We start from the raw sequence: 20,528 nt of genomic DNA on the forward strand, positions 1-20,528 counted from the left end.
CCAGCTTCTTCATGCGATACAACCGAGTCAGGCTCCACAGCCACAACAATTACTTGTCGCCGATAGCTATGGAGCAGCAGGCGGCCTGATCACCGTAATCGGTGTCCGGAAAAACTTGACCAGAACAGCTTGCCAGCGATGAAGCCCGCACAGGCTCCACAAGCTGCAACTATCAACGCCAGACGATAATCCCCGACTTCCATCATTCCCCGTGATAGTCACCTTCGCTTCGTTCGATTCGTGCCCGCCCGCGGCAAAACGCAGAATCCGCCCACTATCAATACATTGGCGGAGTTTTCCATGGAGCAGTCACTCAAACCCTTGCGCTATCCCCTTGCTGCGTTGGCCCTTCTGGTGATGAGTGCCTGCGGTCGCACCCCGGAAGCGGTGCAGGCTCCGTCGGCACCGAAAGTCAGCGTGGCCCAGGTGATCGAGCAACCGATCAATGAATGGGACGAGTTCACCGGCCGCCTCGAAGCGCCGGAAACCGTTGAGGTGCGTCCTCGCGTCTCCGGCCAGATCGACCAGGTCGCCTTCACCGAAGGCGCCCAGGTGCAGAAAGGCGATCTGCTGTTCCAGATCGACCCGCGCCCGTTCCAGGCAGAGGTCCGCCGCCTCGAAGCCCAGCTGCAACAAGCCCGCGCCACCGCCATCCGCTCGGAAAACGAAGCCCAGCGCGGTGAACGCCTGCGCAACAGCAACGCGATTTCCGCCGAACTCGCCGAGTCGCGCACCAGCGCCGCCGCCGAAGCCCGCGCCGGTGTCGCCGCAATCCAGGCGCAACTGGACCTGGCCAAACTGAACCTGAGCTTCACCCGGGTCACCGCGCCGATCAGCGGCCGGGTCAGCCGTGCCCAGTTCACCGCCGGCAACATCGTTACCGCCGACGTCACCCCGCTGACCAGCGTGGTCTCCACCGACCGCGTCTACGCCTACTTCGATGCCGACGAGCGCGTGTACCTCAAGTACACCCAGCTGGCCCGCGAAGGCCAGCGCGGCCAGACCACCCCGGTGTACCTGGGCCTGTCCAACGAAACCGGCAACCCGCACCTGGGCCAGATGAACTTCGTCGACAACCAGGTCAACCCGAAGACCGGCACCATCCGTGGTCGCGCCGTGTTCGACAACCGCGACGGCCAGTTCACCCCGGGCCTGTACGCCCGCCTGAAGCTGGTAGGCAGCGCCACCTACTCCGCCGTGCTGATCAACGACGAAGCCGTGGGCACCGACCTGGGCAAGAAGTTCGTGCTGGTCATGGACAAGGACAACAAGGCCGATTACCGCGCCGTCGAGCTGGGCCCGAAACTGGAAGGCCTGCGCATCGTGCGCAGCGGCCTGGCCAAGGAAGACCGTATCGTGGTCAAGGGCCTGCAACGGGTACGCCCGGGCTCGCCGGTCACCCCTGAAGAAACGCCGATGGCGAGCGATGCCACCCTCGCCGCCCTCGCCCAACAGCGCCAGGCCCTGGAAGCCGCCAACCGTCAGCCTGCCGAAACCGGCAAGGCCACGGTCAAGCTCGCCAGCGCCGCGACCCCACGCGGTTAAGGGACGACGACTCCAATGAATTTTTCCCGGTTCTTCATTACCCGGCCGATCTTCGCCGCGGTGCTTTCCCTGCTGATCCTGATCGCCGGTGCGATCTCGCTGTTCCAGTTGCCGATCAGTGAATACCCGGAAGTGGTCCCGCCCACCGTGGTGGTGCGCGCCAACTTCCCCGGCGCCAACCCCAAAGTGATCGGTGAGACCGTCGCCGCGCCGCTGGAGCAGGCCATCACCGGTGTCGAGAACATGCTGTACATGTCCTCGCAGTCCACCGCCGACGGCAAGATCACCCTGACCATCACCTTCGCCCTGGGCACCGACCTGGACAACGCCCAGGTCCAGGTGCAGAACCGCGTGACGCGGACCCAGCCGAAGCTGCCGGAAGAAGTGACGCGCATCGGTATCACCGTCGACAAGGCCTCGCCCGACCTGACCATGGTCGTGCACCTGACCTCGCCGGACCAGCGCTACGACATGCTCTACCTGTCCAACTACGCGATCCTCAACATCAAGGACGAACTGGCCCGCCTCGGCGGCGTCGGCGACGTGCAGCTGTTCGGCATGGGCGACTACTCGCTGCGGGTCTGGCTCGACCCGAACAAGGTCGCCTCGCGCAACCTGACCGCCGCCGACGTGGTCAGCGCCATCCGCGAGCAGAACCGCCAGGTCGCCGCCGGCCAGCTCGGTGCGCCGCCCGCGCCGGGTGCCACCAGCTTCCAACTGTCGGTCAACACCCAGGGCCGCCTGGTCAGCGAGGAAGAGTTCGAAAACATCATCATCCGCTCCGGCGAAAACGGCGAGATCACCCGCCTGAAGGACATCGCCCGGGTGGAACTGGGCTCCAGCCAGTACGCCCTGCGCTCGCTGCTGAACAACCAGCCGGCGGTGGCCATCCCGATCTTCCAGCGCCCGGGCTCCAATGCCATCGAGATCTCCGACGAAGTGCGGGCGAAGATGGCCGAGCTGAAGCAGAACTTCCCCGAAGGCATGGACTACAGCATCGTCTACGACCCGACCGTGTTCGTTCGCGGCTCGATCGAGGCGGTGGTGCATACCCTGTTCGAAGCGCTGATCCTCGTGGTGCTGGTGGTGATCCTGTTCCTGCAGACCTGGCGCGCCTCGATCATCCCGCTGGTGGCCGTTCCGGTTTCGCTGATCGGTACCTTCGCGGTGATGCACCTGTTCGGCTTCTCGCTCAACGCGCTGTCGCTGTTCGGCCTGGTATTGGCCATCGGTATCGTGGTGGACGACGCCATCGTCGTGGTGGAGAACGTCGAACGCAACATCGAGCTCGGCCTGCCGCCTCTTGAGGCGACGAAAAAGGCCATGGGCGAAGTGACCGGCCCGATCATCGCCACCGCCCTGGTGCTGTGCGCCGTGTTCGTTCCGGCGGCGTTCATCTCCGGTCTTACCGGGCAGTTCTACAAGCAGTTCGCCCTGACCATCGCCATCTCCACGGTGATCTCGGCCTTCAACTCGCTGACCCTGTCGCCGGCCCTGGCTGCCGTGCTGCTCAAAGGTCACCACGAGCCGAAGGACCGTTTCTCGCGGCTGCTGGAGCGTCTGCTCGGCGGCTGGCTGTTCCGTCCGTTCAACCGCTTCTTCGAGCGCGCCAGCCATAGCTATGTCGGCACCGTCGGCCGGGTCATCCGCCGCAGTGGCGTGGCCATGTTCGTCTATGCCGGGTTGATGGTCCTGACCTGGATGGGCTTCTCCTCGACCCCGACCGGGTTCGTGCCGGCCCAGGACAAGCAGTACCTGGTGGCCTTCGCCCAGTTGCCGGACGCGGCCAGCCTCGACCGCACCGAGGCGGTGATCAAGCGCATGAGCGAGATCGCCCTGAAACAGCCGGGCGTGGCCGACTCGGTGGCCTTCCCGGGCCTGTCGATCAACGGTTTCACCAACAGCCCGAACAGCGGCATCGTGTTCACCCCGCTCAAGCCGTTCGACGAGCGCAAGGACCCGAGCCAGTCGGCCGGCGCCATCGCCGCCGCGCTGAACGCGCAGTTCGCCGATATCCAGGACGCCTACATCGCGATCTTCCCGCCGCCGCCGGTACAGGGGCTGGGCACCATTGGCGGCTTCCGCCTGCAGATCGAGGACCGTGGCAACCTGGGCTATGAAGCGCTGTACAAGGAAACCCAGAACATCATCGCCAAGAGCCACAACGTGCCGGAACTGGCCGGCCTGTTCACCAGCTACCAGGTGAACGTGCCCCAGGTCGATGCCGCCATCGACCGCGAGAAAGCCAAGACCCACGGCGTGGCCATCAGCGACATCTTCGACACCCTGCAGATCTACCTGGGTTCGCTGTACGCCAACGACTTCAACCGCTTTGGCCGTACCTACCAGGTCAACGTCCAGGCCGAGCAGCAGTTCCGTCTCGACGCCGAGCAGATCGGCCAGTTGAAGGTGCGCAACAACCAGGGCGAGATGATCCCGCTGGCGACCTTCATCAAGGTCAGCGACACCTCCGGCCCGGACCGGGTGATGCACTACAACGGCTTCATCACCGCCGAGATCAACGGTGCCGCAGCCCCGGGCTACAGCTCCGGCCAGGCGGAAAAAGCCATCGAGAAACTGCTCAAGGAAGAACTGCCCAACGGCATGACCTTCGAATGGACCGAGCTGACCTACCAGCAGATCCTCGCCGGTAACACCGCGCTGTTCGTCTTCCCGCTCTGCGTGCTGCTGGCCTTCCTGGTGCTGGCGGCCCAGTACGAAAGCTGGAGCCTGCCGCTGGCGGTGATCCTGATCGTACCGATGACCCTGCTCTCGGCGATCACCGGGGTGATCCTGTCGGGCAGCGACAACAACATCTTCACCCAGATCGGCTTGATCGTACTGGTGGGGCTGGCGTGCAAGAACGCGATCCTCATCGTCGAGTTCGCCAAGGACAAGCAGGCCGAAGGGCTCGACCCGCTGGCTGCGGTCCTGGAAGCCTGCCGCCTGCGTCTGCGGCCGATCCTGATGACCTCGTTCGCCTTCATCATGGGTGTGGTGCCGCTGGTGTTCTCCTCCGGGGCCGGTGCCGAGATGCGTCATGCCATGGGCGTAGCGGTGTTCTCCGGGATGATCGGGGTGACCATTTTCGGCCTGTTGCTGACGCCGGTGTTCTTCGTCCTGATCCGTCGCCGCGTCGAGCGCAACCAGGCTCGCAAGGCCGCCCGTCTGACCGCGCAAGGGAGCCACGCATGAGCCGTCTAGAAATGAGTAGCAAACTGTGGCTGCCGAGCCTGCTGGTCCTGGCCCTGAGCGCCTGCGCCGTGGGCCCGGACTACAAGGCCCCGGACACCGCCGCCGCGCACCTGGCCGCCACCGACGGCCAGGCCGGCCTGGACCGCAGCCGCTTCGAAAGCGCCTGGTGGCACCAGTTCGAAGACCCGGTGCTGGACCAGTTGGTCAGCCAGTCGCTGAACGGCAACCGTGACCTGCGGGTGGCGTTCGCCCGCCTCAAGGCGGCCCGTTCGATCCGCGAGAACGTCGACAACGACGCCTTCCCGACCGTGACCAGCCGCGCCAGCAGCAACCTCGGCAAGGGCCAGATTCCTGGCCAGACCGAGGACCGGGTCAATAGCGAACGCTACGACCTGGGCCTGGACATGGCCTGGGAGCTGGACCTGTTCGGCCGCATCCAGCGTCGCCTGGAAGCCAGCGAGGCGCAGGAAGCGGCGGCCCAGGCCGATCTGCAGCAGTTGCAGGTCAGCCTGATCGCCGAGCTGGTGGATGCCTACGGGCAACTGCGCGGCGCCCAGGAGCGCGAGAAAATCGCCCTGGCCAACCTGAAGACCCAGCAGGATTCCCGCGGCATTACCGAAACCCTGCGTGAAGCCGGGGTCGGCAACGAGCTGGATGTGGTGCGGGCCGATGCCCGTCTCGCGGCGGTGGAAGCCAGCGTGCCGCAATTGCAGGCGGAACAGGTACGGGCACGCAATCGCATCGCTACCCTGCTCGGCCAGCGGCCGGATGCGCTGAGTGTCGACCTGGCGCCGAAGCAGTTGCCGGCGATTGCCAAGGCCCTGCCGATCGGTGATCCGGGCGAGCTGTTGCAGCGTCGTCCGGATATCCGCCGGGCGGAGCGCCAGCTGGCGGCGGCCACGGCCAATGTCGGCGTGGCCACGGCGGACCTGTTCCCGCGGGTGAGCCTCAGTGGCTTCCTCGGCTTCACTGCCGGGCGGGGTTCACAACTGGGTTCGTCGGCGGCCTCGGCCTGGGCCCTGGGCCCGAGCATCACCTGGCCGGCCTTTGACCTGGGCAGCGTGCGCGCCCGTCTGCGCGGCGCCAATGCCGAGGCGGAAGGTGCGCTGGCGACCTATGAACAGCAGGTGTTGCTGGCCCTGGAAGAATCGGAAAACGCCTTCAGCGACTACGGCAAGCGCCAGCAGCGCCTGATCTCGCTGCTGAAGCAGAGCGAGGCCAGCCGCAAGGCGGCGGACCTGGCGTCGATCCGTTATCGCGAAGGCACGGTGGATTATCTGGTGCTGCTGGACGCCGAGCGCGAGCGCCTGGCCGCTGAAGATGCCCAGGCCCAGGGCGAGGTCGAACTGTATCGCGGGATCGTGGCGATCTACAAAGCCTTGGGTGGTGGCTGGCAGAGCGAGGCGGTGGCGTCTCGCTGAACTGGATTATTGAGGCTCCTTTGGTTGGTTCACACCGACCGCTTTGCCCCGCAGGCTTCGGCCTTGCGGGGCTTTTTTATGCTGGATTCCAAGGCCTCATCGCTGGCAAGCCAGCTCCCACAGTGATCCGCGTGCACCGCTGAACCTGTGGGAGCTGGCTTGCCAGCGATGAGGCCCTGAAAAACCCCACCCATCAGATGTCCTTCGCCCGCGTCGGATCGAACGACTTGGCCCGGTGTAGAAACACCCCACGACAAAATGAAGCATACACAGTGCTGTAGTTGAAGCCGTTCTTCTTCAAGACACTCAACGCACCACTCAGGCTAGCCATTTTCAACATCGCAGGAAGCGCCCGGCGCCTTCTGACCGTCAGCACATCGAATCGGAAGTCGCTTTGCTCAGAACGGTTCAAGCTCAAGACGGTAGCCAGCACGTCAGCGTTGTCATCCGCGAACTTGAAAAGGCTGTAGTCCGCAATGAAGCCTGCCTTCCGGCTCCCGGAAAGCTTGCCAGTCCTGCCTGCTGCAAGCAGATCCTGCGCCTCCTGCTTTCTGGGCTCGAAGTCAGTGCCATCGGTCAGGACAAAGACCTTGTTGCTGCCACGCATCAGCTTGCCGATCCCGGGATCCTCGAGCAGTTGACCATGCTGGGTGAAAAAGCCGAACCGCTGCCCCTTCTCGACGGGTATGTCGCGAAGCCAGAACGCAGTTGCACCGTCAGCTGTGATGACCAGGTTGTCCGATGGGCCGCCCTTGTCCATATAGAGCCGATAATGCTCCCCGAGGTCAGCCGCGATGAAGGCGTATTCCTTCTGGTGATATGGGTCCAGGTGCCTGATCTCGCGGTGGGGCAAGGACAGAACATCAGGCCCGCCACGCGCCACTACCTCGGTACTCTTTTCCTCCACCTGCTCTGGCGCCACCGGCACCAACCCCGCCACATCCTCGAACGTCACCGGGTTGTTGCGCATTGCCCGGAACAGATTCAAACCATCCACCGTCCCAGCCGGATCCGCACCCAGCCAGCGCCCTAGCCAGGGCTGGTAATAGCGCTGGCCGTAGTAATACAGCCCGGTCGCATCCCGCTCCTTGCCCGAATAGCGGATAGTCTTGCCTTCACCCTCGACCTGGCTCGACGCCGCCCACACGGCGGTGCCGCCATAGGGGTAATACTCCTCGCGACTCAGCACCAGCCCATGCTGGTCCAGTTCCAGCATGCCGCTGCCGAGGCGATCGACGTAGCTGAAACGCAGCTGGTCATTGGCGACCTCGTCGGGTTTGCCGGAAACCCAGTGCAGCAGACGCACCTGGGCATCCTGGCCCTGATCGCAGAGCAGCACCTGCAACTGGCCGTTGGCCCGTGCGCCGTTATGCAAGGTCCTGAGTTCCAGTTGCGGCAGGTAGTGACAGCGTTCGCCACTCACATTGCCTCGCGTGCCGGTCTTGAGTACCCGCAGTCCTCGGCTATCGTAGCGATAGTGCTCATCAAGATCCCCGGCAGCCGAGGTCACCTCCGCCAGGTGTCCGCGCGGCGTCCAGGCCAGGGTTTGTCCCGGCGAAAGCACCTTCTGCTGCCCACCCGCCGTGAACAGCGCCTCCACCTCGGCGGGCGACCCCACCAGCGAGTCCGACAGTGCCCGGTTGCTGCACTCACTGACTACCAGGGACAGGTTGAACGCATGCCCGGTAGCCGGCGTGGTGTGGTGGATACGCAACAGATTGCCCGCTGCATCGTAGCTGTAACTGCGCTGATAGCGGGTGTAGGTGACGTCATCGACCGCCGCCGACATCGCTGCCATCTCCCGGCCAGTGGCACTGACCAGTTGATAGAGGCTGTCATACTCCAGCACGGTCTCCGGCGCGACCCGCTGGTTGCGCCAGAAACGGATGGCCTGCGCCTCGTTCGTCACCCGCCGGACGTTGCCGCAGGGATCGTATTCATAGTGCAGGTCCTGCAGGAGCATGGCCCCAGCCGGGTGCCCCGCCGGGCGCTCGGTACGGATCCGGGCCAGGCGCTCGGTCTGCACCTCATAGCCGTAGGTGGTGAGGACCTGGTTACCGTGCTCCTCACGCAGCTTGTGGCCATTGGCGCAGTAGCTGCAAGCCTTGACGACGATCTGTTCGGGGCCGTCGGCCACTGCAACCCAGCTGGCCTTCGGCAGCCCGGCGACATCATAGGCAAAGCGGCGGCGATGGCCCTGGGCATCGGTAATCGCCAGGGTGGCAGCGCAGGCATCCACAACGCTCAGGTTGACCCAGGCTTGCTCGGCCAGCCATTCATTCCAGTTGTCCGGGCCCGTGCCCTGCCAGTCGGCAAGCGTCCCGGCCATATCGGCCTGCGCCAGCAAGCGCCGGGTTTGCTGCAGCGACACTCCGTTCAGGCTGACACTGTCGATGCTCGTCAAACCTTCGGTGCCATAGTGGCTGACGCATTGCCCGGCGAGGTTGAAGTCTTGCTCCTGCGGCGATACACCGCCCCAGACAAAACGCTCGCTGATACGCGGTGGCTCGCCGGCCACCTGTTCGGTCAGGGCCAGAGGGCGTCCGGGCAGGGTGTCATCCTCGTACTGCCAGGTCCTGGTCACCGCCTCGGTCAGGTCATCGGCACGCGGGCCGTCGCTACGGATCCGGCTGACGGCGAAGGCCTCGCGGCGGGCGGCATCGTGCAGCCTGACCTCGGTGCCGGCATCGGCACTGCGGGTGCGCAGGGGTTTGCCGGCCAGGTCGGTCACGCAATCGAGGCTGGAGCGGCCCAGCGCATGCAACCTGGGGTCACTGCTGCTGGCCAGAAAGCCCATGGCGCCGTAGTGGTGCCGGGTAATCAGGGCAGTGGTGGCCGGTTCGGTATCAGGGTGGCGCAGGTACTCGATGCTGCGCACGCTCAGGCCGCGACTGTCGAACGCGGTGATCGACGGCGTCTGCTGGAACAGGGATGGGCTCATCCTGATCTCCCGGCCGGGTGCTTGCGGATCCCGGCGCGATCACTGCTAGGGAGTGGCTGGGCGGATAGGGAAAGTCTAGCGAGGCTTGATGCGTGGCGTGGTGCAGTTCGTCAGGTCCTGCGGCCGACTCAAAACCCTGTGGGAGCTGGCTTGCCAGCGATGAGACCAGTATGGGCAATGATGTTGTCTGATCTGGCCAAATCGCTGCGGTGCGGCGACCCGACAAGCCAGCTCCCACAGGGTCCGTGGTGACGCACTATTTAGCGACCAGGCCCGGCGCCTCGTCCAGCAAGCGCCCCAACGCCGCCGCCAGCTCCCGCCCGCGAAACGGCTTGGCCAGCACCTCGAAGCCCTGCAACTGCTCCGGCGACAGGTTGGCGTAGCCGGTGATGATCAGCACCGGCAATCCGGGCAGATGTTCACGCAGCTCCCGGGCCAATTCGACCCCGGCCTTGCCCGGCATCAACTGGTCGGTGACCAGGGCATCGACCTGCACGCCCTGGATAATCAACTGCAACGCGCTGCTCGCCGAATCCGCCTCGACAACCCGATAACCCAGCTCACGCAGTTGATGGGGATCGACCAGCAGCGCCGGCAAACCCTCCTCAATGGCGATGACCACCTTGATCCGCGGCCCGAGAGAGCGCTCGATCAGCTCGCGCATACCATTGACCAGCGTCAGCAGGTCCACCGCCTGCGGTTTGAGGGTCTGCCGCCGGGCGAAACTGAGCAGGCGCCCGACCAGGCTGCGGGCCCGCTCTGCCGCATGCAGCGCGCCTTCGACCAGGGCCTGGGAGCGCTCGTCGGGCAAGCGTCGGCGGATCAGGTCAAGGGTGCCCATGATCGGTGTCAGCAGGTTGTTGAAGTCATGGGCGATCCCACCGCTCAGCTGGCCGATTTCTCAGGGTTCGAGCGTTCAATGTAGGGTCAATCGCCAGGACATGGCACTCGAATCGCCAAGGAGCGCAATGAACAGGCTTACCGCACCTCGCATCGCCCTCACCCTCGTCGCACTGGTCGGCCTGCTGCCGGTGACCCTGCTGTTCCTCTACGGTATCGTCGCCGTGTTCATTCCGATGGCATTCATCGAGCCGAACGTGCGCAGCGTCACCTGGGCCCTGGGGATCTGCGCCATTTCGTCCTTCAGCCTGTGGTCCGGGTGGCGCATTTATGCACTGGCCAAGGCCAGTGAGCCAGTGATGCCCAAGCGCTGGCTGCTGATTGCCGGCGGGGTGGCCTGCCTGGTGTGGAGCGTGGTGGTGGGTGGAGCCTTCTGGCCCGAGGTGCCGAAGATCACTGCGTTGTTCCTGATGCCGGGTGTCAGCACGAGTCTCATGCTGGGCGTCCTCCTGTGGCGCGAGCGCACTGCGGATCACTCCCGCGCCGCAGCAACCCGCCCTTCTCAGCCCTGAGCGTCGTTCGACTTTCTTGCTCGCAGCAGCGCAAAGAACACGTTTGGCGCCATCATGATCGCCAGCATGCCCCAGAAACCGACCTTGCCGGCGCCGTGCAACGCTGCGCCCAACGCGATGAACAGCATCAGCACGACAAAGCGCAGCGATACGAATTTTTCCAGGCCTCTCATTTCAGGCTCCTCGTGGTCATGTGAACAAGGTCGCCGATGGTACAGGTTGCGCGCGCGCAGCGCTGCCCGCCGCCATTGCCGTCGCCCAGAGAACAGTTATTGAGCCGTGCCGCGATCATTGTGGGAGCGGGTTCACCCGCGATTGCGATGCTGAATTCACTACCGTAATCACGGGATTTATAACCAGGCGGATTACACGGCCGCCACGGCGGCTGATGATGGGTCGGTCTGTATTGCCAGTGCTCCATCGTTGAGCCATGTTTGCAGGTGACGGTTGTTTCCGTCGTGGTTTGCATCCATCAGGAGAACGACATGACTATTCGCAGCCTGGCGAAAAACCTGCCGGCGGATCCTGATAACGAGGGCTGTGTGCTGGGCTGGGGTGTCTTGCGGGACCGGCATCCGTGGCACTTCGTCGATGTCTATGCCGACCAGAAAACCGCCAGGGCCGAGGCGGATCGTCGGGGTGGGGATTACGTCGTAGAGTATGGTTCTCACCGACTTGGGACGGATGAGTTTATCAGCGGCGTGACTGCGCCGGAGGGGTAACGAATAACATGAACTTCGACTGGCATGCCGGGCCCATCACTCGCACTACCCTGATCGACGCCCGTTACCGCAACACGCAGAAGGTCCGGCAGTTTCTGTTGGGCGAATGTGGCGAAGGGTTCAAGTTCGACCGGGCCTTCATGGCCTGGATCAAGAGTGGCGCGCCAGCCAATATGGGCGATGTCGCGGATGAATGGCTGCGCAGGCGCGGCTGAGTAGTTTTGCGAGTAGTGGAGGCAACCCCTACTTCGCTCTGTATGTTCAAATTCCCCGCAGTCTGTGCCTATCGACAGAGCGGCGCCATCGGTATGGTTCGAGCCCCACTGTTTGCTACGAGAGTGTCATGGAACTGACCGCAATTCCCTTTGCAACCACAGACTGGTCAACGATCGATGCCGTTGCTTATCCAGGCGAGACCGGTACGGCGTATTGGCGCACTTGCCAGTTTGGGGAAATACGGGTTCGCCTGGTTGAGTACAGCCCGGGCTATATGGCCGATCATTGGTGCCGGAAGGGTCATATTCTGCTCTGCCTCGAAGGGCAACTGGACACCGAACTGGAAGATGGTCGCACTTTCACGCTCCACCCGGGCATGAGCTATCAGGTCGGCGACAACGCCGAGGCGCACCGTTCATCAACGCCTGTCGGCGCCAAACTCTTCATTGTGGACTGACCCATGTCTCTGATTACCCAACGTGTGGAAATGGCGCGCAACGGCACCAACGACAAAGTCATCTGCAGAATGCCCTCGGGCTGGGCGGTGATGGGCGATTTGCAGTTTCTTGAGGGGTATTGCCTACTGCTGCCTGACCCTGTGGTACCCAGCCTCAACGATCTCGACACGGACGCCAGGGCCGCCTACCTCCTCGACATGGCCCGACTGGGCGATGCGCTGCTGCAGGTCACGGGTGCCGCGAGGATCAACTATGAAATCCTTGGAAACTCAGAGCCCGAGCTGCATTGCCACCTGTTTCCTCGCTTCGCCAACGAGCCGGATGAGAAACGCCGAATGCCTGCCTGGTTCTACGACTGGAAAACGGCGCCGCTGTATGTCGAGGAGAAGCATGGAGGCATTCGAAGTGCGCTGGCTTTGGCACTTCAGGTGAAGTGATCGCCCTGTTTGAGCCGGGCGCATCACATTGCTTTCTCTTTTCGGCCCCCTTTTCCAGGGTTAGCGTTTTCCGATCGCTCCGGGCATGCAGCCACTCGTAAACAACACGGCAGCAGGCCCAATGAGCCAGCTCCCATGGACGCCCCGCCGTCATTCAATCAATTGCAGCGAACGGTCCACAACTGATCAAGCCTGGTCGTGTACGACGGGCTCAGCATGTCCCGCCTCATGCCCCAGTCCGGTGCCAATGGCACGCTGGCGGCGCGCATGGTCCCCCGGCCCCAACGTCCGTTGATAGTGTCCATTACCTGCATCAGTCGATCGCAGGACAGCGTCTGCCTTGCCGCGAACAGGTCCTCCGAAAACGCTCCCGGCTGGCGCAGATCGACGAGCAGCACCTCGGCCTTGCTGTATCGATAGCCGGGCCGGTAGATCTGCTCCAGCGCCTTGCCCGCGAGTCGCGTCAGCAGCAAGGTGTCATTGGTGGGGTACGGCAGCTCCACCAAGGCACCCTGGGCATGGTGCGCCTCATCGGGATTGAACATGCCGGTGCGAATGCTCACCCGCATGCGCTTGCACAGCGAGCCCTGGGCCCGGAGCTTTTCCGCGGCACGCCCCACATAGGTAGCCACGGCCTGCCGAATGGGCTCGATCTCGCTCAGGCGCTTGCCGAACATTCTGCTGCAGCAGATCTCCTGCTTCGCAGGTTCCACCTCCTCAAGTTCCAGGCAAGGCGTACCGGCGAGTTCACGGGCCGTCTTTTCAACGACCACGCTGAATGTCTCGCGCAACAGCCGCGGATCGGCCCTGGCCAGGTCCATGGCGGTCCGGATCCCCATGCCTGCGAGGTGTGCATTCATGCGCTTGCCGATGCCCCATACCTCTTTGACCTCGGTGTTGCGCAGCACCCAGTCACGCTGAAAATCAGCGGTTATATCCACCACCCCGCCGGTGTGCGCGAGCAAGCGCTTGGCGGTGTGGTTGGCCAGCTTGGCCAGGGTCTTGGTCCGGGCGATTCCCACCCCGACAGGAATACCGGTGCATTGCAGGACCCGCGATCGAAGCTGACGACCAAACACGCTCAGATCACCCGCGATACCCGTCAGGTCGGCAAAGCATTCGTCGATGCTATAGACCTCGGCGCTCGGCACCCTCGACTCGATCAGCGTCATCACCCGTTCGCTCATGTCGCCATACAGCGCGTAGTTGCTGCTGAACGCCACGATGCCGTGCCGGCGCAGTTTTTCCCTGGCCTGGAAGTATGGCTCGCCCATCTTCACGAACGGCTTGGCATCGTAGCTTCGCGCGATCACGCAACCGTCGTTGTTGCTCAGCACCACGATAGGGGTCCTGGCCAGGTCCGGCCTGAACACGCGCTCGCAGCTTGCATAGAACGCGTTGCAATCGATCAGCGCAAACACCTGGTCACTGCGCATGGTCGCGCACGCTATAGCGAACGACACCCCAGATCAGCAATTCGTCGCCTTCCAGAATGTAGCGGGTCGGGTACTTGACGTTCTCCGACTTGAGCATCACCACCCCGTCGCGCCGATAAAGGCGCTTGCACACCGGCTCGCTGTTCACGGCAGCAATGACGATATCGTCGTGCTCGGCCTCGCGGCCGCGGTCGACGATGACCAGATCGCCCGAGTAGATACCGGCGCCTTCCATGCTGTCGCCTTCAACCTTCACCACATACACATGGGGCGCGCGGATATCGAACAACTCATCGAGCGAGATATGGCCTTCAAGATGATCGGCCGCAGGCGACGGAAAACCCGCCGGAACACGGAAGGAATACAGCGGAAGGGATTCGGTACCGCCGGTCGGCGTACCCAGGATGGTGATAGTCATGATTGCGGGCTCGATGCAAACTGTATGCATATACAGTTAATCCGGCGTAAATCGCCCGGTCAATGACGCGTAGGAAATTTCTGACAAACGAGGTAATGGCCATGTGTGGCAGGTACTCGCTCTACGAGTCGATGGACCACTATCTGCGCCAGCTGTCGCTCGACCTGGTCGTGATCGATGGCTACGACCATGAGCCGATCGAGCGCTACAACGTCGCACCGGGTACAAAGGTCGAGATCATCACCCCGGCTGCGGGTGGCGTCAGGGTCGACAAGGTGAAATGGGGATGGGCGCCGTTCTGGGCGAAGGGCACGCGGCCGGATCCGATCAATGCCCGGGCCGAGACGGTCATGACGGGGAAGTTCTTCAAGGCATTGTGGCCCAATGGGCGGGCGCTGGTGCCGGCGAATGGGTGGTTCGAGTGGACTGCGGATGCGCAGGATGTGAAGCGCAAGCAGCCCTACTACATCACGCCGGTGGACGGTGCACCATTGTATTTCGCGGCGTTGGCGCACGTTCATTCAGGGCTTGAGGCTGACGAGCAGGACGGGTTTGTGATCATCACCGCTGAAGCTGATCGAGGGCTGGTGGATATTCATGAGCGCAAGCCGTTGGTGCTGACGGCGGCTATGGCGGTGGAATGGCTTGATCCTGGTACTGCGCCTGGGCGAGCGGCTGAAATCGTGCGGGAGGGCTGCAGGCCGGCAGAGGATTTTCGCTGGTTTGCGGTGGGCAGGGGTGTCGGTAACGTCCGCAATCAGGGGGGCGAGCTGATCAGGCCCTTGGGGTAATGCGCTCCGATCGGGTATTGATGGAGTGGCTTGAACGGCCTTTCAAGGCTTAATTGCTGTTCCCTGTTACTCGCCGCCGGGAGAGAACTCCGGATAGGCGTGATCAACGCAGATCGCCATATTCTTCAGGGCGAAATTCGGGCAGTTCGCCCACAGGCATTTCGTCCGATCCTCACCACCATGGAAACGGATGAAGAAATCGCGCCTGAGGGGCAAATCATTGAAGGTAGCCCAGTGGTCTGGATGCTCGACCTTGATTGCCAGGTCTGACCTGCCATCGGTATCGATCTGCCAATGAGTTCCGCAGCTTCGGCACTGGTACAAATTGAGGTCGGGGCGTTGGCTGATGAACGCACAGCCCCTGCAAAACGCCTCTTCCGACTCACCGAAGCTGACGCAACTCTCTGCGCTCAAACAGCTACACGACATACGAACTTAACCCTCGCAAAACTTCATTTCGGCCACCGGACCTACAGCGTGCTGCTGGAATCACCTATGTCCCGCAGGACCTGTGACGACTACAGCATCTGGAACTGTTGCAGCGCCACCATCATGGCAATCACCAAGACAGCCATGCCTGCCCCGATTGTCCAGTTCGACTCGGGCGTATCCTTGAACCACATGCCCTTTCTGGGGTAGCGCCCCCAGGTGACCAGCTTGACGATCGGCCAACCGATCGGAAAGAAAACGGCTGCCGCCACTGGGGCCAGCACGTAGGTCATCAACAAGTCCAGCACTCTGGTTCCATCCCGGGATATTCGATCCTGGGTAAGCGTAACCCAGTGGACGCATATCGTGCGATGACGCAGCCGCGCCCCGGCGATTCGGTCTAGGATAGAAGCTCCAACCCAAGGAATGAGGTCCAACATGAAGCTCACGGTCACCAGCATCTCCGTCACAGACGAGTCCGATGATGAAAAGCTGCAGTTGGTATCGAGCCACGTAGATCTCGATTTTGATGTCGATGGGTGTTATGGGGGAGCGGGAATCGGGATTAACTTCGAGGTTGAGGGTGCTAGTGAAATGAGTTATGCGCAGCTTGAGAAGCTGGTGTTGGAGAAGGTGCGGGGGGTGTTGAAGTAAGGTTGGCCGGTTCGGCACGCTGTTGCCGCGCTTCCCGCCATACCAAGGGGACCCATACCAAGGGGACCGACCCTCTTCAAAGTTTTCGCTAATCAGGAAAACGACCGTTTTCGTACTCCTCAAGCGGCAACCCTGACTCAGAGCCCACGACGACGCCGGTCAATCCGCAGTGAGGACAACAAGCATGCTTCTCCAGATACCATTTCGTGATCTGGCTTGGCAGAGACCATTGGCCACAAGCGCTGCAAATGCATCTATCGCTGGCACCAATCTCTTCCCGATTGTTCCAACCGTGATCATCGGCTGACTCATCTAGCCACTGCAAACGCGCCTTGGTTACCTCATCCATATAGTCGCTGTACTCTTCCTTAAATATGACATCGCCGCTGATATCCGGCCAGGAACCTACAGGCGCCAGGGTGAGAACGACTCTAGTTCAGGACTTCCAGATTATCCCGCGCAAACTAAAAAGCCCCGCAGACCGTAATCTGCGGGGCTTTGAATAGTGGAGGCCGAGGTCGGAATCGAACCGGCGTAGACGGATTTGCAATCCGATGGTGAAAGCCGCGCTTTACGCTGCCATTGAGCGATTAACCGTTCCAAAACTTTCTGGATTTTCCTATCGCGCAGCCCGCATTCTACAAGGCTCGACCTCTCAATTTTGGAACTGATTTTCACCCCTCCTCTCGGCGTTCTGCCGAACAAAATCCCCTTCCCGAAGCTACACCTCGTCGGCCCGCACTGGCCTCATCGCCTCCCACGAAATACTGTATATACATACAGCAATCCGAGCCGACGCACATGAACGACTACGACATTGACACGACCGGCTTCGAGCTCGGATCACCCACCTACATCGAAACGCTTAAGCATCAAAGCGGCATGCTCTGCGCTGAGATCCACCGCCTCCAACTGGAGCTGGCCCACACAAAGGAGCTCGTCAAGACCCTGGTCGAGATCAATCAGGAGCTGAACGACAGGATCACCGCCGAGTACAGGCGGGCGAATGCCGCATACGTGGACTACGTAAACCTCTACAACTACGCCAGATGGAGCTATGGGATCGACTTGGCTCGGGACGACGAGGAGCGCGAGCGCGCTCGACGCCTAAATGAGCGATTGAAGGACAAGGTCCGGGCGTCGATTGACGAGCCGATGCGGCGGCCATCATTGCCGAGACCTCATGGACTGATGCCGGACAGCTAAGCTGAGTGCTCTGCCAGAGGATTTGATGATGTGCGGAAGACTCACGCAGTACTGCGGGATACACGACTTCGTCGCCGCGCTGAGCATGCCTGGCGCTCTGCAGAACAATGTTGGTGGCCAGCAGTTGGAGCGCTACAACGTCGCGCCGACAACGCCTGTTGCGGTACTACGACAGGAAGATTCCGGCCTGCGCGCAGACCTGGTGAAGTGGGGATGGCGACCGCACTGGGCGACAGATCGGGCAGCGCCGATCAATGCAAGGGTCGAGAAGGTGGCGCATGGAGCGTTCTTTCGTGCGATATGGCCGCATCGGGCGATAGCGCCAGTCGATGGGTGGTATGAGTGGGTAGATGAAGGCGGGCCGAAGAAGCAGCCCTATTACATCCGGAGGCGCGATGGGCAGCCATCTCTGTGCGCCAGCATCGGCCAGTTCGCCGGCGGCGAGCATGACGGCTTTGTGATCATCACGGCTGATGCTCAAGGTGGGATGGTCGATGTACACGATCGAAGGCCGGTTGTGCTCTCGCCAAGCCTGGCTCGCCAATGGGTTGACCCTGCACTTCCGAAGGAGCAAGCCGAGCAGCTTGCCCTGAACCTTGGCGAAGGCCCGGCTGAGTTTGAGTGGTATCGCGTGAGCAGCGCTGTGGGCAACGTCCGCAACCAAGGCCAGGAGCTGATCAGGCCTTTGGGATGATCCGCTCAAGCGCATCCATCTGGAGGACGCTGAGCTCCTTCATTAGGGCCTCAGCCTCATCCTTAAGGCGCTCGACCTCCTCGCGTGGAGTCGATGAGTCGCGGGCCTCATGGAACCGCCGAACAGCCTGCATTGCTCGCTCGAGCAGTGGTTCTCCCTCAGTAAGCACACCCTCCAAGCCTTCCATGACTGCGCCCTCGCCTATTTGGTCAGCCCAGTATAGGACGCCTCACAGGCTAGGCCGGCTATTCTCGCTCGGTCATACGCTGCCGCCAGTTCTGTATTCGTAGCGACAGACCGTTCGAGCAATTCGGAGAGCACCAGGGCGGCGCGGGTGGCTGCCTGGCCTCGGGCGACAGCGGCGGGATCCGTGCCGGGGCAACCGACAGCGGCGGCGAGATTGCTGGCTTCGTCGCGCAACCGCTGGCCAGCAATATCAGCGCCAGCAGCATCGGCATCAGCATCCCTCTGTTCTTTCTGTGCATGGGCTCTCGCCTCCTGTTGCGCCGACTGGCGGCGTTGTTCTTCCTCCCGGGCATCAGCCTCGGCTTGCGCACTCGCTTCGCTGTCTGCCGCATCGCGCGTGGCCCATGCCTTTTCCCAGTCCGCCCGCTCGACTGTACGGCCATGCTGATATGCGCCCCAGTAAGAGGCCAGCACAAGCAACAGGGTTGCCGCGGCGCCGCCGGTGCGAGCGGAGATCATGCCGCCCCCAGAAACAGGTTGCGCTCAGCTGCTCGGCGGCGCACTAGGCCAGGCAGCTCACGCCCGCCGGCTTTGGTCCAGCGTGGAAACTGTGCAGCGGCGCCGGCGTAGTCGCCGTCGTTGAGCAGGCGGCGCAGCGTGGATGACTCGAGGTTCGCGGCGCCCAGGTTGTACGTGAAGCAGATAAGGGCGTCCCACTGGTTCTGGCTCAGCTTGGCGGTGACCAGGCGCTCGATCTCCGGCTCGAAGCGCTGCACGTCGTTCAGCAGCATGCGCTCGGCCTGCTCCTTCGTGATGGACATGCCGGCCTTCACGCCACGGGTCGCCCCGTAGCCGATCGTCCAGACGCCGACCGAGTCTTGGTACGCCTGCAGGCGCAGGCCTTCGAACGACTTGATCATGTTCAAGCCGCGTTGCGATGTACGCATGGGGTTTCTCCAGGCAAAAAAATACCGCCAGGCGGCGGTCGGTGGGGTTGATTGCGAATCAGGCCGGCGGCGCTGGCCAGTCGATTTCTGTCGGATAGCCAGCCTGTTCCGGCAGACGATTGAGCGCAACGCGGTAGCGCTTCCACTCTTTCAGCCGTGCTGCCTCTTCCTCCGTGGCTTCGTCGAGATCAACAGCGTCCTGGAGCGGAGCGATCGCGCTGTCTGCCGCCGCGCGGCGCGACGCGGTGTCGGCGACTACGTCGGCAAGGTGGCGCGCAGCATCTGCTTCGGCCTTCATCTCGGCGGTAATCATCCGAGACCACTCGATGACACCTGGTACCGAAGATGCGTAAACCTGAGCTGTTGTGCCGGGCAGCAGTATCGGGCCATCGGCCGGATTGACGATGTCACGCGGGAAGCGAGCCGACTCGGGGGCGTCGGCGGCGTGCGGAAGGAGCATCATCACATGCACGCCCTCAGCAGTTCTTTCGATGTCGCCGAAGATCCATGGGCAGTCGGCGGCGCCGGCAGGCAGTGTTGCGCCGAGCGGCAGATTGGCGAAATCGAACTTCACTCCGTTGACTGTCAGCGCGTCTCCAGCGCGCTCAATGCTCAATTGATCATCGCGGCGCTGAGGACTGAACTTGATGCGCATTATTTCCACCTCCCTTGAGCCATATAGCAAATATCGATTGTCGCTGTCGTCGACCTCGAGATCTGGCTTGCGATGTAGACGCCTGGCCAGCTCGACTGGTTTGAGAGCCCGGCAGGCACGGTGAAGCACTCGAACTCGCCGGTTGCAGTGATGCTGACCGTGGGTATTGCCGAGAACGGCGTCGGGTAAGGGAGCGCTGCTTCGATAGCACTGAAGAACAGCGAGCCGGACGCGGCGTTCATTGTCTTCGGTACACGCCGCGTGCTCCAGCACGTCAGCGAGCCGTCGAGGTACTTCGTGTAGCTGCCGCTGGAGTTTTCTCCGCGCTCGATAATCGCGCCAGCGGCGACTGTACCGATAACATCAGCCACGGCGGCACTCTTGAGGCCGAGGCCTGCCCGACCTGCTGCAGCCGTTGCTCCGCCGGTACCTCCCATAGCGACAGGGACGATGTCCTGGCTTGCAACGTCCCCGAGCCCGGCAAGCGTCGAGCCCCACTGCTGGAGAATCGCGCCGGCCTTGTCCGCCAGCATCTTGTCGTAGCCCTGCATTGGGCCGACCGCGTATGCGTTGGTGCTGCCGTACGCCGGGTAGATCGACAGCGCTGTATCGGACGCGATGTTCGTGATTTCGTGCACTGCACCGTTCGGCGCGATGAATGCATCACCCACCCGACAGTTGGCGACGAAGGCGGTGCCGACGCCAATGACAGTCGTGGACCCGGGCGTCATCGTTACGTTTCCCGTTCTGTACCAGGACATTGAG

Annotated in this window: 23 protein-coding genes and 1 pseudogene; 13 read left to right on the forward strand and 11 right to left on the reverse strand. The window is 62.5% G+C overall.

Features of this window, described 5'->3' with window-relative positions:
- Positions 1-300 precede the first annotated feature (300 nt).
- The 3 genes from mexE to PSEMO_RS18005 are packed head-to-tail and all read left to right on the forward strand — an operon-like array spanning position 301 to position 6,161.
- Positions 301-1,545, forward strand: a complete 1,245-nt coding sequence (gene mexE / locus PSEMO_RS17995; RefSeq protein ID WP_075804327.1) for a multidrug efflux RND transporter periplasmic adaptor subunit MexE — start codon at positions 301-303, stop codon at positions 1,543-1,545.
- A gap of 15 nt (positions 1,546-1,560) precedes the next feature.
- Positions 1,561-4,740, forward strand: coding sequence for an efflux RND transporter permease subunit (locus PSEMO_RS18000; RefSeq protein ID WP_075804328.1), 3,180 nt, complete (start codon positions 1,561-1,563; stop codon positions 4,738-4,740).
- Positions 4,741-4,751: 11 nt separating this feature from the next.
- Positions 4,752-6,161, forward strand: coding sequence for an efflux transporter outer membrane subunit (locus PSEMO_RS18005; RefSeq protein ID WP_075804329.1), 1,410 nt, complete (start codon positions 4,752-4,754; stop codon positions 6,159-6,161).
- A gap of 193 nt (positions 6,162-6,354) precedes the next feature.
- Here the strand turns inward: PSEMO_RS18005 and PSEMO_RS18010 are convergent, their stop codons facing one another.
- The gene (locus PSEMO_RS18010; protein WP_075804330.1) at positions 6,355-9,102 is read right to left on the reverse strand and encodes an RHS repeat domain-containing protein; all 2,748 of its coding nucleotides are present in this window, start codon (positions 9,100-9,102) and stop codon (positions 6,355-6,357) included.
- Between the two features lie 256 nt (positions 9,103-9,358).
- Positions 9,359-10,000 (reverse strand): annotated as a pseudogene (locus PSEMO_RS18015) (response regulator); the annotation flags it as partial.
- Positions 10,001-10,070: 70 nt separating this feature from the next.
- Here PSEMO_RS18015 and PSEMO_RS18020 point away from each other — a divergent pair.
- On the forward strand, positions 10,071-10,514 hold the full coding sequence (locus tag PSEMO_RS18020) for a hypothetical protein (protein ID WP_075804332.1): 444 nt from the start codon (positions 10,071-10,073) through the stop codon (positions 10,512-10,514).
- Here PSEMO_RS18020 and PSEMO_RS18025 read toward each other — a convergent pair.
- A complete protein-coding gene (locus PSEMO_RS18025; protein WP_075804333.1) occupies positions 10,505-10,687 on the reverse strand; it encodes a hypothetical protein in 183 nt (60 codons plus the stop codon). The genes PSEMO_RS18020 and PSEMO_RS18025 overlap by 10 nt on opposite strands.
- A gap of 312 nt (positions 10,688-10,999) precedes the next feature.
- On the opposite strand from PSEMO_RS18025, the gene PSEMO_RS18030 reads away from it, so the two are divergent.
- The 4 genes from PSEMO_RS18030 (at position 11,000) to PSEMO_RS18045 (ending at position 12,347) form a co-directional block, all read left to right on the forward strand.
- A complete protein-coding gene (locus PSEMO_RS18030) occupies positions 11,000-11,236 on the forward strand; it encodes a hypothetical protein (protein WP_075804334.1) in 237 nt (78 codons plus the stop codon).
- An 8-nt stretch (positions 11,237-11,244) separates the two neighbouring features.
- A complete protein-coding gene (locus PSEMO_RS18035; protein WP_075804335.1) occupies positions 11,245-11,451 on the forward strand; it encodes a DUF6434 domain-containing protein in 207 nt (68 codons plus the stop codon).
- Between the two features lie 128 nt (positions 11,452-11,579).
- Complete coding sequence (locus PSEMO_RS18040; RefSeq protein WP_075804336.1) at positions 11,580-11,909, forward strand: DHCW motif cupin fold protein; 330 nt, start codon at positions 11,580-11,582, stop codon at positions 11,907-11,909.
- Between the two features lie 3 nt (positions 11,910-11,912).
- Entirely contained in the window at positions 11,913-12,347 is a 435-nt protein-coding gene (locus PSEMO_RS18045) for an HIT family protein (protein ID WP_075804337.1), read from the forward strand.
- Between the two features lie 158 nt (positions 12,348-12,505).
- On the opposite strand, the gene umuC is transcribed toward PSEMO_RS18045, so the two are convergent.
- Both umuC and PSEMO_RS18055 read right to left on the reverse strand, forming a co-directional pair.
- Positions 12,506-13,783: a translesion error-prone DNA polymerase V subunit UmuC gene (umuC, locus tag PSEMO_RS18050; RefSeq protein WP_075804338.1), complete on the reverse strand. Its 1,278-nt coding sequence runs from the start codon at positions 13,781-13,783 to the stop codon at positions 12,506-12,508.
- Positions 13,773-14,201 (reverse strand): LexA family protein, encoded by a 429-nt coding sequence (locus tag PSEMO_RS18055; RefSeq protein WP_075804339.1) that lies wholly within the window; start codon positions 14,199-14,201, stop codon positions 13,773-13,775. The genes umuC and PSEMO_RS18055 overlap by 11 nt, the downstream gene beginning before the upstream one ends.
- 101 nt (positions 14,202-14,302) lie before the next feature.
- Between PSEMO_RS18055 and PSEMO_RS18060 the strand changes: the two genes are divergently transcribed.
- Positions 14,303-14,992, forward strand: coding sequence for an SOS response-associated peptidase (locus PSEMO_RS18060; RefSeq protein WP_075804408.1), 690 nt, complete (start codon positions 14,303-14,305; stop codon positions 14,990-14,992).
- A gap of 99 nt (positions 14,993-15,091) precedes the next feature.
- Positions 15,092-15,262 carry a hypothetical protein gene (locus PSEMO_RS33530; protein ID WP_178392017.1) on the forward strand — a complete coding sequence of 57 codons (171 nt, stop codon included), beginning with the start codon at positions 15,092-15,094 and terminating at the stop codon, positions 15,260-15,262.
- Positions 15,263-15,510: 248 nt separating this feature from the next.
- Here the strand turns inward: PSEMO_RS33530 and PSEMO_RS18070 are convergent, their stop codons facing one another.
- On the reverse strand, positions 15,511-15,714 hold the full coding sequence (locus PSEMO_RS18070; protein WP_075804409.1) for a hypothetical protein: 204 nt from the start codon (positions 15,712-15,714) through the stop codon (positions 15,511-15,513).
- 145 nt (positions 15,715-15,859) lie between these two features.
- On the opposite strand from PSEMO_RS18070, the gene PSEMO_RS18075 reads away from it, so the two are divergent.
- From PSEMO_RS18075 to PSEMO_RS18090, 3 genes are all read left to right on the forward strand, one after another.
- On the forward strand, positions 15,860-16,075 hold the full coding sequence (locus PSEMO_RS18075) for a hypothetical protein (RefSeq protein WP_075804341.1): 216 nt from the start codon (positions 15,860-15,862) through the stop codon (positions 16,073-16,075).
- An 801-nt stretch (positions 16,076-16,876) separates the two neighbouring features.
- Positions 16,877-17,281 (forward strand): hypothetical protein, encoded by a 405-nt coding sequence (locus PSEMO_RS18085; protein WP_075804343.1) that lies wholly within the window; start codon positions 16,877-16,879, stop codon positions 17,279-17,281.
- A 28-nt stretch (positions 17,282-17,309) separates the two neighbouring features.
- Complete coding sequence (locus PSEMO_RS18090) at positions 17,310-17,975, forward strand: SOS response-associated peptidase (RefSeq protein ID WP_075804344.1); 666 nt, start codon at positions 17,310-17,312, stop codon at positions 17,973-17,975.
- Here the strand turns inward: PSEMO_RS18090 and PSEMO_RS18095 are convergent.
- From PSEMO_RS18095 to PSEMO_RS18115, 5 genes are read right to left on the reverse strand one after another with little or no spacing between them, the layout of a single operon-like run.
- On the reverse strand, positions 17,959-18,162 hold the full coding sequence (locus PSEMO_RS18095) for a hypothetical protein (RefSeq protein ID WP_075804345.1): 204 nt from the start codon (positions 18,160-18,162) through the stop codon (positions 17,959-17,961). The genes PSEMO_RS18090 and PSEMO_RS18095 overlap by 17 nt on opposite strands.
- 14 nt (positions 18,163-18,176) lie before the next feature.
- The gene (locus PSEMO_RS18100) at positions 18,177-18,680 is read right to left on the reverse strand and encodes a DUF2514 domain-containing protein (protein WP_075804346.1); all 504 of its coding nucleotides are present in this window, start codon (positions 18,678-18,680) and stop codon (positions 18,177-18,179) included.
- The gene (locus tag PSEMO_RS18105) at positions 18,677-19,108 is read right to left on the reverse strand and encodes a lysozyme (RefSeq protein ID WP_075804347.1); all 432 of its coding nucleotides are present in this window, start codon (positions 19,106-19,108) and stop codon (positions 18,677-18,679) included. The genes PSEMO_RS18100 and PSEMO_RS18105 overlap by 4 nt, the downstream gene beginning before the upstream one ends.
- A 58-nt stretch (positions 19,109-19,166) precedes the next feature.
- Positions 19,167-19,763, reverse strand: coding sequence for a tail fiber assembly protein (locus tag PSEMO_RS34055; RefSeq protein WP_305955597.1), 597 nt, complete (start codon positions 19,761-19,763; stop codon positions 19,167-19,169).
- Positions 19,763-20,524 (reverse strand): phage tail protein, encoded by a 762-nt coding sequence (locus tag PSEMO_RS18115; protein WP_075804348.1) that lies wholly within the window; start codon positions 20,522-20,524, stop codon positions 19,763-19,765. Before PSEMO_RS18115 ends, PSEMO_RS34055 begins: the two co-directional genes overlap by 1 nt.
- Positions 20,525-20,528 lie beyond the last annotated feature (4 nt).

The sequence above is a fragment of the Pseudomonas putida genome, assembly GCF_001941965.1.
Lineage (GTDB): Bacteria > Pseudomonadota > Gammaproteobacteria > Pseudomonadales > Pseudomonadaceae > Aquipseudomonas > Aquipseudomonas putida_L.

Excerpts from the sequence above, each read along its gene's own strand:
- mexE (WP_075804327.1), top strand. The coding sequence starts at position 301 with ATGGAGCAGTCACTCAAACCCTTGCGCTATCCCCTTGCTGCGTTGGCC.
- PSEMO_RS18000 (WP_075804328.1), top strand. The coding sequence starts at position 1,561 with ATGAATTTTTCCCGGTTCTTCATTACCCGGCCGATCTTCGCCGCGGTG.
- PSEMO_RS18005 (WP_075804329.1), top strand. The coding sequence starts at position 4,752 with ATGAGTAGCAAACTGTGGCTGCCGAGCCTGCTGGTCCTGGCCCTGAGC.
- PSEMO_RS18010 (WP_075804330.1), bottom strand. The coding sequence starts at position 9,102 with ATGAGCCCATCCCTGTTCCAGCAGACGCCGTCGATCACCGCGTTCGAC.
- PSEMO_RS18020 (WP_075804332.1), top strand. The coding sequence starts at position 10,071 with ATGAACAGGCTTACCGCACCTCGCATCGCCCTCACCCTCGTCGCACTG.
- PSEMO_RS18025 (WP_075804333.1), bottom strand. The coding sequence starts at position 10,687 with ATGAGAGGCCTGGAAAAATTCGTATCGCTGCGCTTTGTCGTGCTGATG.
- PSEMO_RS18030 (WP_075804334.1), top strand. The coding sequence starts at position 11,000 with ATGACTATTCGCAGCCTGGCGAAAAACCTGCCGGCGGATCCTGATAAC.
- PSEMO_RS18035 (WP_075804335.1), top strand. The coding sequence starts at position 11,245 with ATGAACTTCGACTGGCATGCCGGGCCCATCACTCGCACTACCCTGATC.
- PSEMO_RS18040 (WP_075804336.1), top strand. The coding sequence starts at position 11,580 with ATGGAACTGACCGCAATTCCCTTTGCAACCACAGACTGGTCAACGATC.
- PSEMO_RS18045 (WP_075804337.1), top strand. The coding sequence starts at position 11,913 with ATGTCTCTGATTACCCAACGTGTGGAAATGGCGCGCAACGGCACCAAC.
- umuC (WP_075804338.1), bottom strand. The coding sequence starts at position 13,783 with ATGCGCAGTGACCAGGTGTTTGCGCTGATCGATTGCAACGCGTTCTAT.
- PSEMO_RS18055 (WP_075804339.1), bottom strand. The coding sequence starts at position 14,201 with ATGACTATCACCATCCTGGGTACGCCGACCGGCGGTACCGAATCCCTT.
- PSEMO_RS18060 (WP_075804408.1), top strand. The coding sequence starts at position 14,303 with ATGTGTGGCAGGTACTCGCTCTACGAGTCGATGGACCACTATCTGCGC.
- PSEMO_RS18070 (WP_075804409.1), bottom strand. The coding sequence starts at position 15,714 with ATGACCTACGTGCTGGCCCCAGTGGCGGCAGCCGTTTTCTTTCCGATC.
- PSEMO_RS18075 (WP_075804341.1), top strand. The coding sequence starts at position 15,860 with ATGAAGCTCACGGTCACCAGCATCTCCGTCACAGACGAGTCCGATGAT.
- PSEMO_RS18085 (WP_075804343.1), top strand. The coding sequence starts at position 16,877 with ATGAACGACTACGACATTGACACGACCGGCTTCGAGCTCGGATCACCC.
- PSEMO_RS18090 (WP_075804344.1), top strand. The coding sequence starts at position 17,310 with ATGTGCGGAAGACTCACGCAGTACTGCGGGATACACGACTTCGTCGCC.
- PSEMO_RS18095 (WP_075804345.1), bottom strand. The coding sequence starts at position 18,162 with ATGGAAGGCTTGGAGGGTGTGCTTACTGAGGGAGAACCACTGCTCGAG.
- PSEMO_RS18100 (WP_075804346.1), bottom strand. The coding sequence starts at position 18,680 with ATGATCTCCGCTCGCACCGGCGGCGCCGCGGCAACCCTGTTGCTTGTG.
- PSEMO_RS18105 (WP_075804347.1), bottom strand. The coding sequence starts at position 19,108 with ATGCGTACATCGCAACGCGGCTTGAACATGATCAAGTCGTTCGAAGGC.
- PSEMO_RS34055 (WP_305955597.1), bottom strand. The coding sequence starts at position 19,763 with ATGCGCATCAAGTTCAGTCCTCAGCGCCGCGATGATCAATTGAGCATT.
- PSEMO_RS18115 (WP_075804348.1), bottom strand. The coding sequence starts at position 20,524 with ATGTCCTGGTACAGAACGGGAAACGTAACGATGACGCCCGGGTCCACG.